Annotated in this window: 9 protein-coding genes; 4 read left to right on the plus strand and 5 right to left on the minus strand. The window is 36.5% G+C overall.

All coding sequences use genetic code 11. The features are described 5' to 3' along the window. The 4 genes from FFR48_RS21015 to FFR48_RS21030 form a co-directional block, all read left to right on the plus strand. The coding region (locus FFR48_RS21015) for a helix-turn-helix domain-containing protein (RefSeq protein ID WP_137668716.1) at positions 1–293 on the plus strand (293 nt) is incomplete at its 5' end. A gap of 17 nt (positions 294–310) precedes the next feature. Continuing rightward, a complete protein-coding gene (locus FFR48_RS21020; protein WP_137668717.1) occupies positions 311–3364 on the plus strand; it encodes an ABC transporter transmembrane domain-containing protein in 3054 nt (1017 codons plus the stop codon). A 507-nt stretch (positions 3365–3871) separates the two neighbouring features. Beyond that, on the plus strand, positions 3872–5398 hold the full coding sequence (locus FFR48_RS21025) for a beta-barrel domain-containing protein (RefSeq protein ID WP_137668718.1): 1527 nt from the start codon (positions 3872–3874) through the stop codon (positions 5396–5398). Between the two features lie 72 nt (positions 5399–5470). After that, positions 5471–6271, plus strand: a complete 801-nt coding sequence (locus FFR48_RS21030) for a peptidylprolyl isomerase (RefSeq protein WP_137668719.1) — start codon at positions 5471–5473, stop codon at positions 6269–6271. Between the two features lie 167 nt (positions 6272–6438). Here the strand turns inward: FFR48_RS21030 and FFR48_RS21035 are convergent, their stop codons facing one another. From FFR48_RS21035 to FFR48_RS21055, 5 genes are all read right to left on the minus strand, one after another. Continuing rightward, positions 6439–6741 carry a HetP family heterocyst commitment protein gene (locus FFR48_RS21035; protein WP_137668720.1) on the minus strand — a complete coding sequence of 101 codons (303 nt, stop codon included), beginning with the start codon at positions 6739–6741 and terminating at the stop codon, positions 6439–6441. Positions 6742–6840: 99 nt separating this feature from the next. Next, complete coding sequence (locus tag FFR48_RS21040) at positions 6841–7938, minus strand: T3SS effector HopA1 family protein (RefSeq protein ID WP_137668721.1); 1098 nt, start codon at positions 7936–7938, stop codon at positions 6841–6843. A 376-nt stretch (positions 7939–8314) separates the two neighbouring features. Further along, a complete protein-coding gene (locus FFR48_RS21045; RefSeq protein WP_137668722.1) occupies positions 8315–9520 on the minus strand; it encodes a protein kinase family protein in 1206 nt (401 codons plus the stop codon). A gap of 92 nt (positions 9521–9612) precedes the next feature. Further along, on the minus strand, positions 9613–9882 hold the full coding sequence (locus FFR48_RS21050) for a hypothetical protein (RefSeq protein WP_137668723.1): 270 nt from the start codon (positions 9880–9882) through the stop codon (positions 9613–9615). Between the two features lie 170 nt (positions 9883–10052). Further along, positions 10053–10289 carry a hypothetical protein gene (locus FFR48_RS21055; protein ID WP_096569973.1) on the minus strand — a complete coding sequence of 79 codons (237 nt, stop codon included), beginning with the start codon at positions 10287–10289 and terminating at the stop codon, positions 10053–10055. Between the last annotated feature and the right edge of the window lie 62 nt (positions 10290–10351).

Below are 10351 nucleotides of genomic sequence, written 5' to 3' on the forward strand. Positions count from 1 at the left end.
TTGAAAGATTGAAAGAATTGGTAACTCATAGTCCCCGTGAATATGGCTATGCTTTTGGATCTTGGACTGCTCAATGGTTGAGTAAACATTTAGCCAATGAATTAGGAATTGAAATTAGCGATCGCCACATTAATCGCTTGCTTAAACAAATGGGACTTTCTACCAAATTCAAAAGTTCCCAACAACAAAAAAATCTGTCAAATCAGGATGCTAATATCACCATTTGCGATTTGCAATCTAACTCCGAACCTAGTTTCAATTGGTCATTTAATTTAATTCAGACCAATAACTAAACTTGGGAGGTAAGAAAATGACATCAACTTTTTCTCAGGAACAATTAGCCGCACAAATTACCCAAATTTTGGGTGATTCTCTGTCTAAAAAAGACTTAGAAAATTGTATTCAAGCCTTAGAAATTATTGAACCACCAATAGCCAAGCAATTTTGGCAATCAGCCACCGCAGCACCAGGAATTTATTTAGTTTTGGCTGGTAAAGTCAGACTATTAGATGGTGAAAATAATTTAATTACGACTTTAACATCTGGTTCATCATTTGGAGAGTTGACACTTTTTCCCGAACAGAAGTTTAGCAATTATGTAGCTAGAGCTTCTATGAATTTAAAAATAGGTTATCTTCCCCAGGAGGTAATTAATAAGATTTCGACAGTATGGGAGCGCCTATTCCTGAAGGCAGAACTTTGGGATACACTGCTGTTATTGTGCCAAAACTCTGCTATTCCCCGCCATGAATCAGTAGAGGAAATGTTAACAGCATTGTCCTTATTTACCAAACAAAATTTAGACATTGGTACTGTCAATTCCCAAATCATTAAAGATGCTAAACTGTTGTTAGTAAGGCAGGGAGAATTACAAAATGCTCAAGGTACAAAATTAACACCTGGTAATATTTTGGCAAATCCCCCACAGGAAAATTGGCAAGCAACAGAACCAACAATAGCTTACATTTTACGTCAAGCTGATTGGCAACAAGCAATACAACATTGGCCGCAACTTAGTACATTAATTGCAGCAGAAAATATACCAATTACCGAACCGATCAAGCGCGAAGTTAAACCCAAAAATCCCAATGTCATTCAATTTCCACAACCGAGAAACCAACCTCAACCACAATCGAAACAACGCCCCAAACAACGCCAAAAATACTTTCCTAGTCCTACTGTCACCGCCAGTAATTGGTGGCGCAAAATTAGCAAACGCTACCCATATTTTGAACAACAAAGTGCTTCTGATTGTGGTGCAGCTTGCTTAGTGATGATTAGCCGTTATTGGGGTAAAAATTTCAGTATAAATCGCTTGCGGGAACTTGCTAATGTTAACCGTGCTGGTGCATCTATGCGGAGTTTAACTTCTGCGGCTGAAAGTATTGGTTTTGCTACTCGTCCAGTAAAAGCTAGTTTAGATAAATTAGCACAACAACCATTACCAGCGATCGCCCACTGGGAAGGTAAACATTACATCGTTGTCTATGAAATCACCAAAAAACAGGTAATTGTTGCTGATCCTGCTATTGGTCAACGCACCCTCACTATCGGGGAATTTAAAGCCGGTTGGACTGGTTATGCGTTGTTATTACAACCGACAAAATCACTCAAAGACACCCCAGAAACGAATACACCATTTTGGCAGTTATTTGATTTAGTTAAACCTCACTTTCAGGTATTACTAGAAGTATTTGTAGCTTCGGTATTAATTCAAGTTTTTGGACTGGTGACACCTTTATTTACTCAACTATTATTAGATAGAGTCATTGTTCAAGGTAGCACCATTACTTTAAATACTGTTGGGTTTGGTTTGCTAATTTTTGGCTTATTTCGTGTTATCATCAATGGACTCAGACAATATTTATTAGACCACACAGCCAATAAAATTAGTGTAGCTTTGTTGGTGGGATTTATTAAACATACATTTCGTTTACCTTTGTCATTTTTTGAGTCGCGTTACGTCGGTGATATTGTTTCTCGCGTCCAAGAAAATCAAAAAATTCAACGGTTTCTTACTGGTGAAGCATTATCTATTATTTTAGATTTGCTGACCGTGTTTATCTATGTCGGTTTGATGTTTTGGTATAGTCCACCTTTGGCTTTGTTAGTATTAGCAATAGTTCCACCTTTTGTCTGTTTAGCTTTTTTTGCTACGCCTTTTTTAAGACGCATGAGCCGTGAAGTCTTTGGTGCGGTAACCAAAGAAAATAGTTACTTAATTCAAAGTTTATCTGGCATTTCTTCTATTCGATCAATGGCTATTGAACAAACAGTGCGTTGGCATTGGGAAGAATTGCTAAATAACTTGACTAAGAAAAATTTTAGCGTTCAGGTAATCGGCAACCAATTGCAAATAATTAGTTCTACCATTCAATCCCTAGCTACCACTGGTTTATTGTGGTTTGGAGCATGGTTAGTGATTCAAAATCAATTAACTATTGGTCAATTAGTGGCTTTTAATATGTTATTGGGCAACATTATTCAACCTTTTCAAAGGTTAATTGTATTATGGAATCAATTACAAGAAGTGATTGTTTCTACCGAGCGGATTAATGATGTCTTAGAAGCCGAAGTAGAAGAAGATTTAGCAATACAACCCCGGCAAAATTTACCAAGATTACATGGAAGAATTTGTTTTGATAATGTGACATTTCGCTATCATTCAGACAGCGAGGTTAACATTCTAGAAAATTTAAGTTTTGAAATTCAACCTAAACAAACTGTAGCCGTAGTTGGGCGCAGTGGCTCAGGAAAAACCACACTCTCTAAATTGATTTTAGGGTTATATCTGCCGACGGATGGTAGAGTATTAATTGACAATCAAGATGTGACTAGTATTGCCTTAAAATCCTTGCGATCGCAAATAGGAGTTGTTGACCAAGAAACATTTTTATTTGGTGGTACAATTCGGGAAAATATCAGCATAGCTCACCCCGAAGCCAGTCTAGAAGAAATTATTGAAGCAGCACAATTGGCAGGTGCAGATGAGTTTATTAAACGGATGCCAATGGGTTATGAAACCCAAATTGGAGAAGGTGGAGGAATGTTATCAGGAGGACAACGCCAACGCCTAGCCATAGCACGTGCATTATTAGGAAATCCGCGCCTTTTAATATTAGATGAAGCTACCAGTCATCTTGATGCTGAATCTGAGAGAATTATTCAGAACAATCTCAAAAAAATCCTTAAAGGACGCACAAGTTTAATTATTGCCCATCGTCTTTCTACTGTGCGTAATGCTGACCTGATTTTAGTTTTAGATCGCGGTGTTTTAGTGGAAAGCGGTACTCACGAAGAATTGATTGCTAAAAAAGGACATTATTATTATCTCAATCAACAACAACTAGCCGCTACAGGTTAAGTCAGTAAATAGGTGACAGGTGACAGGTGACAGTAAGAAGGGAATAGGGAATAGGGAACAGGTAATTATTGATTTTCGTCCCAGTCACTAATCACTAATCACCAATCACCAATCACCTTAATCTTCAATATAAATCAAGAGACGTTGCATACAACGTCTCTAATATGTATGTTGGATTTTCAACTGAATTTATTTAAAAATCAAAGGGCTTTTTCATATAAATTGGCTTGAAAAAAGTAAGGATTCAGGGTTCAGTATAAATGAAAGTTTTCGAGTCATTGGTTGTTGATGAAAAAACTTTCTCCTGTGGATTCCTGCTACAAACAAATATTCTAACTTCTGACTCCTGTAAGGGCGTTCGCGAAGCGTGCTGGAAGCATCAGCATTCGGGCTAACAATTATCAATTTTTATCACAGGTTATTTTCCGAATGCGTCGCCCCTACAACTCCTGACTTCTTACTTGAAAAAATCATTTTCTACCTTACAAATTGACAAATAATTAAAATATGCCACAATCAACTTACAATTCATCCTCAGCCATTTTGATATCAGGACAAACTCATTCTGCTGATATTCAACAGGAAAAACAGACAGCAACTACAGAAAAAGATTGGTTTTATGGTACGGAAGAATTATTAGATGCTTTACCTAAAGCCTGGACACGCTCAATGCTCTATTTACTAGTTAGTTTTACAGCAGTAGCCTTACCTTGGACAATGTTTTCTCAAGTTGATGAAACTGGAAATGCTAGTGGTAGAATAGAACCCAAAGGTGCAACCCAAACATTAGATAGTGCAGTTACTGGTAGTGTTATTGCTGTCAATGTTCAAGAAGGTGCAACAGTTCAAGCTGGACAGGTTTTAGTAGAAATAGATTCTGAAGTTTTGCGAACAGAAATGCAACAAACCCAAGCTAAATTAGAAGGTTTAGTTAATCGCCAAGCTCAATTAGAATTACTCAAAAATCAAGTATTACTGGCGATAAATATCCAAGAACAACAAAACCAGTCCCAACAATTAGAAAAACTCGCTCAAGTTAATCAAGCAAGAGAAAACTTGGATGCTAAACAAAGTGCATATAATCTGCAACAATGGGAAAGACTCGCTCAAATTGAACAAGCAAAACAGAGTATCAATTCTACCCAAATTGCCCATCGTTTAGCTAAAAGTCGTTTAAGTCGAGATTTATTAGAAGTTGCTCGATATCGTCAACTTTTAAAGCAAGGTGTAATTCCTCAAATTAGATTTGTGGAAATAGAAAAAACAGCAGAAGAAAGTCAAAGGTTGGCAGAAGAAGCTAAAGCTAATATTAAACAATCTCAGTTGCGTCTTCAGGAAGATGTAAGCCGATATAACTCAATGATGACTCAAGCTAAGTCAGATATTGAACAAGCAAAACTGCGTTTACAAGAACAGGAAAGTAGCTATCAAAGTGTTGTACAAGCAGGTAAATTAACATTGTTGAAAAATCAGGAACAACTGAAAGATTTACAAACACAAATTACTTCAGTGACATCAGAAATTACTCAAACCAAAAGTCAGATTAAATCATTGGAATTGCAATTACAACAGCGAGTAGTGCGATCGCCTATTGATGGCACAATTTTTGAATTACCTGTGAAAAAACCCGGTTCTGTTGTGCAAACAGGACAGATGCTGGCGCAAATTGCCCCCAAAGGTGCTACTTTAATTTTGAAAGCACAAATGCCCAGTCAACAAAGTGGTTTTGTGAAGGTAGGAATGCCAGTAAAAATCAAGTTTGATGCTTATCCTTTCCAGGAATATGGTGTGACGCAAGGGCGTGTTACCTGGATTTCACCTGATGCTAAAATTCCAGAAAATAGCCCCACTCGCTTAGAAACTTATGAGTTAGAAATTGCCTTGGAACAACCTTATATTCAAGCTGGTAACAAACGTATTCCTTTAACACCAGGTCAAACCGCAACCGCAGAAGTTATTGTGCGTCAACGTCGCGTTATTGACTTTATTTTAGATCCGTTCAAAAAGCTGCAAAAGAATGGTTTAGACCTTTAATATAGTAGGAGTCAGGAGTCAAGAGTAAAACTACTCCTGACTCCTCAATTATTAATAATGGAGAATTAGAAGATGTCAAAATTTATCAGCGTTTCTTCTGAGGATATTCTTTACCATGTTAAAATATCTTGCCAAATTCCTAATGTACTAGAAGCGATCGCCACTAGAAAAATAATTGCGGATACTGCTATCAAAGAAGATATTACTATCACAACAGAAGAACTACAACAAGCAGCAGATAGCCTACGATTAGCCAACAAACTGATTAAAGCAGAAGACACTTGGGCATGGTTAAATAAACATTATCTTTCTTTGGATAACTTTGAAGAAATCGCCCATACTAACTTAGTATCTGCAAAATTAGCCGAGCATTTATTTGCAGATAAAGTTGAACCATTTTTTTATGCTCACCAACTCGACTACACCGCCGCAGTAACTTATGAAGTGATATTAGATGATGAAGATTTAGCTTTAGAAATATTTTATGCTTTGCAAGAAGGTGAAATCAGTTTCCACCAAATTGCTCGTCAATATATTCAAACTCCCGAAATTCGTCGTGCTGGAGGATATCAAGGTATGCGCCAACGCAGTGATTTTAGACCAGAAATAGCCGCCGCTATTTTTGCAGCCAACCCCCCCCAAATTATCAAACCAATCATTACATCTCAAGGAGCGCATATCATTATGGTAGAGGAAATTATTAAACCCCAATTAAATGAACAGATGCGGGTGAAAATCATAGGTGATTTATTTACAAATTGGTTAAAACAACAAGTGAAAACATTAGAAATAAAAGCCAATTTAGAAGAAGATAAAAACTATCAATCTTCTCCACAAAAATCTTCTACACAAATATTCAGCGAAGCCAGCTAAGGCAATTATAAATAACAAAACAACCCATGAGTAAAGAATTGAAAACCTATGATTTGTATCTAGCTTTTTATTCATTGCGAGAAATAGGCTTAACTGAACTTTAATGTTCATGTTAATATCCCCAACCTCTCAAAGAAGTCGGGGATATATTTATGAGTAACCAAAATTTAATTTGAGCTATGTTTACTGCTCGTAAATTTACCCCAATTTACCTTTAAACCAGAAAATTCTAATTTTTTATCCTGCTTTAAATGCTGCTTATCTCCAGTAAAAATATAGTGATCTTGGATTAATTGACTATAAATTTCATGGGGTATATAGTCTAGAGGGTCGCATCCAGCAAAGTGGAGAAATAAAACGCAAGCCCAGGCATATTTACCAAGGATAATAGCTTTGATAATTTGTTGAAACTGTGCGTCTTTCAATATCTTATCTAATTGTTGATTTTGCTCAAAATTTTCTTGAATCATACCATTACCTCTAAAATGAGAAGCCAAACAAATTTATCAACGGTACTGATGCTAAAATCCTTAGCATTTAGCACAGATGCTAAATGCTCTTAAGTGCAACTAAAACAAAGGAGTGTAAATATCCTGAGAACGGGGATTAAGATAAGGACTTTGTAAGTCAATTTTCATCGCAGAAAATTGCTGAATAATAGATGTCATACGACCTTCTGGGCTATGATCACCTTGCTGCCAAGCTGCTATTAAACCATTAGCAATAATTTGACAGCGATGAGTACCAAAACTTTCCTGATCACCAAATTTTTGCTCTGGTTCTTCAGCGCAAGCTAACCCCGGTGCTAATAACTTAGTAAACAAAGGTACTTGCTCTTGAAAATAGGATTTATTTTCCTCATATATTCTTGGTAATATTGGGTGAACTAGCTCATATTTGCCTTTGTTAAAGTAAAGCACGGCTGAGTCATAACGTCGATAATCGACAGGATTATATAGTGCTTTAAACGAAAATGAAATGTCGATATTATTTAGTGCTTCTGTTAAACTTTCCATCACGGCTGCTGCCCCTTCAGGTGTTAAGTTAAAGTAAATTCGCGTAATCTCATGATTATTTTGGGAACCTGCATTTGCTACCGCCATATAAAATCCCTTCTGCACCAAATTCTTCGGCATTTTAATAGATACAAACTTACCAACAGTTAATTTTTGCTTTGTTGGTAACAGATGCAAGTTAGGATCAACGTGCAGTGTTAACCCATTTTTATGCACTGCCAAACTGCCATCTGTTTCTTCCCTGACTATCTGCCAGCTATGACTCCAGTAGCCTTGACTTTTGTTCCTGGTATGCAAAAGATCATAGAATTCTAAATCCACTCCGAATAAACTATTATTTTCAAGATTTTGGTTTACTTTACTATTGCTTTCCTCGTCATCAGGATTTTGGTCAGGTTTTGTGGCAACGTTATAATAAGCACTGTATATAAAATTACGCAATTGTAACTTTAAGTGCTGTTGCTGCATCTCCAGTGGTAACTTCTCAAAGCGAGGGATCACTGACTCTGGCAATTCTAAAGATTTGTACTTTGGATGCTTGATACAGTGGTGAGATTCAATTGTAATATTATTGACAATATCCGCTAGTGATGTCTGCAATTGCTGGGGCAGTTCTGCAAGTTGAGACTGTACCGAATCTAATAGTTGCATAGTTTCTAGTGTAGGGTGTAGGGTGTAGGGTGTGGCGAGGTGGGGAGGTATCAAGTCAAAAGTCAAAATTAAAGAAATTCTACCTCCTGACTCCTGTACGGGCGTTCGCGAAGCGTGCTGGAAGCATCAGCATTCGGACGACCAATTATCAATTTTTGTCCAAAGCTATTTTCCTGTAAGGGTGAAGCATTCAGGCGTTCGCGTAGCGTGCCGAAGGCAATCAATTATCAATTTTATGAAAAGGTTATTTTCCTGTAAGGGCGAAGCATTCAGGCGTTCGCGTAGCGTGCCGAAGGCAATCAATTATCAATTTTATGAAAAGGTTATTTTCCGAATGCTTCGCCCCTACTTCGCCCCTACGACTTCTGACTCCTCATCAAGCGACAGTCATTGATAAATTGGTAGGTATCAATTCTGAGGCTTCCATGCCAAAAATTGTGGTCATAGATGCTTGAGGACGACACAATAAGCTTTTGGCGACTTGAAGAATGCAGATACCCGAATTACCAAAGGTTCTTTCATGTTGCAATTTAGCTTGAATAGATGTAATTAAAGAAAAACCGGTAAATTGTACAACTCGTTGTAAAAACTCAGGACTACACTCTAAAATTTCGGGAAAGTTAGCTAAATAAGTAGCCATTAATTCTGCTATGGAAGGCTGTATTAGATGTAAAGGAATTGCCGCTAACCGCAAAGATTCTTCAATGGGTATGGTTCTACTAGCTACCATACTATATAGCCAAATTTGTAAATAACTAGCAATTATTGATCCTAAATCATTGGCTGGATCTCCCCAAGAACCACGTTCCCAGTCAATTAAACGAATCATTTGATCATCTTGATCAGGCAATAAAAATTTTGAGGATATTTCTCTTTCTGCTGCTGTTTCCCAATTTAAAGAAAGCAAAATATTGTTAAGTTTGAGGTCATTGTGAGTTAAACAACAAGGATGAAAAGCCTCTTTCAAATTGGCGATCGCTTTTCCTAAATTATCGTAACGTTGATAAAGTGCAAAGAATTTCAACCCATCAGATGTAACGTGACCAAATACTTCTGGTGTAATTCTATTTACTCCCCCATTCATCTGAGAATTTGTTGGCTGTGTGATCACTTCAGAATTTTGGAAAAATTGCTGATACTCTTGACGGTCTAAAGTTAAACGATGAATTGAAGCTAAATTTTCTCCTATTGAGCGAGCAATTTTAGTCGGGAATAAATTCTCCTTAGCATAAAATTCTGCTACATCCCGATAGTTATTGAGATAATTAAAAACAATGATGGAATTTTCAGCATCAAAATGAATTACTTCTGATAAAGATGAGCGTAGATGACTAACTTCTGGGAAGGTTTGGAAAAAATTATGAACTTGCCATTCATCTAAAAACTCACCACGAGTTCTACCTTCTCGGTTAAGACGTTCTTGTTTTACTAACAATTGACTACCATCGGGGAAGCTAACTAATAAATTAAAATTTTTGGCAGATTTTAACTCAATTTTACTCAATGACTGTTCTGCTTGAGTACAAATTCCTTGGGAAATGAGATAAGGAAAAACGTTTTGAGAACTTAAAAGAAATGGCATAGCTTTACTGAAAATGAAAAAATTTTAATCAATAATATTTGATATTTTTCCAGAAAAATCCTTATTTTTGCTTCCGTATTTAACAATCATACTTATTCTTGAATATTGTACATACTTTCTAATAAAAAGTCTCTACCAGTCAATTCATAATCTTTGTTTATGAATGAGGTTGTTAAAAATGAAATAGCATCAATAGCCGCAATTACAAGCATAAATTCAAGAGTCTTAACACCAAAATTTAGAATTTGATAACTAGAACCATCTACACCACCAAATACTGCTTGATACTCCTGATTATTGACTTCATTGATAAATACTTCTGAATCAATAGGATGCAGGTCAGCAATAATAATTCGTGCCATTTATTTAATGCTGTAAAAATTAGATTTTGTTGATTTTTTTATTGGCTCTCCTGGTTTATTGGTAAAATAGTCAACTTATGTTAATTAGATATATGTGAATTACATAAATTACTTTTACCGTTGATCCCAGGAGAGCCATTTAGCTCAGTCGTTCACTACAAGAAAGACTATTAGTAGCCGTAGCCGTAGCCATCGCTGTAGGACTTAGCTAAATAACCGATATGGCCAATACCATAGGTATTCACAAAGGCTTCAGCTAATTTTGTGAGAGTAGAAGCATCGCTCACATAATCGTTACCACCACCATAAACAGAATTAGCATCGCTCATTTCGTTGAGAAAACTTTCGGAATCTTGGAATAATTCAGAACCAGCTACTTGCAATTCAGAGAGTTTAATACTAGCCATAATTTCCTCCTCAAAGACTTGTTCTCAGTGATTAAAAATTGCACTATGGGGAACTACAAAAT

The sequence above is a fragment of the Sphaerospermopsis reniformis genome (genome assembly GCF_005402885.1).
GTDB classification, from domain to species: Bacteria; Cyanobacteriota; Cyanobacteriia; order Cyanobacteriales; family Nostocaceae; genus Sphaerospermopsis; species Sphaerospermopsis kisseleviana.